Source organism: Pseudoxanthomonas sp. SGNA-20, assembly GCF_003931635.1.
Classification (GTDB): domain Bacteria; phylum Pseudomonadota; class Gammaproteobacteria; order Xanthomonadales; family Xanthomonadaceae; genus Pseudoxanthomonas.
This window is the reverse complement of record NZ_RRYK01000029.1, coordinates 1-518: the sequence shown is the minus strand read 5'-3', so window position 1 is coordinate 518 and position 518 is coordinate 1. Positions and strand designations below refer to the sequence as shown.

The following is a 518-nucleotide window of genomic DNA, read 5'->3' as shown; positions in this document are numbered from 1 at the left end:
TTGCAGCCATAATCCACGGCAGCAGCAGGAGTGTCCATGAGCAGCAAGCGGTACACGGAAGAGTTCAAGGTTGAAGCGGTCAGGCAGGTGACGGACCGCGGCCACTCGGTGGCAGAGGTGGCCGATCGGCTGGGGGTGTCGATCCACAGCCTCTACACGTGGCGGAAGCAGTACGGTCGGTCCGGGCCCGAGCGGGCAGCGACGGCGGACCAGGCGGACGAGTTGCGCCGGCTCAAGTCGGAGCTTCGCCGGGTCACGGAGGAGCGCGACATTCTAAAAAAAGCCGCGGCGTACTTTGCCAAGCAGTCCGGGTGAAGTACGCCTTCATGCGCGACCACGAACGGGAGTTCCGGGTGCGCAGCATGTGCCGGGTGTTGGGCGTGCACCCCAGCGGCTACTACGCCTGGCGTCGGGCGCCGCTGTCGGCACGGGCCAAGGACGATCGGCGCGTACTGGGCCTGATCAAGCAGTCCTGGCTGGAGAGCGGGAGCGTGTACGGCTACCGCAAGGTTGCCCGC

Annotated in this window: 1 pseudogene; it reads left to right on the top strand. The window is 66.4% G+C overall.

The features are described from left to right. Positions 1 to 36: 36 nt before the first annotated feature. Positions 37 to 518 (top strand): annotated as a pseudogene (locus EIM48_RS15650) (transposase); the annotation flags it as partial.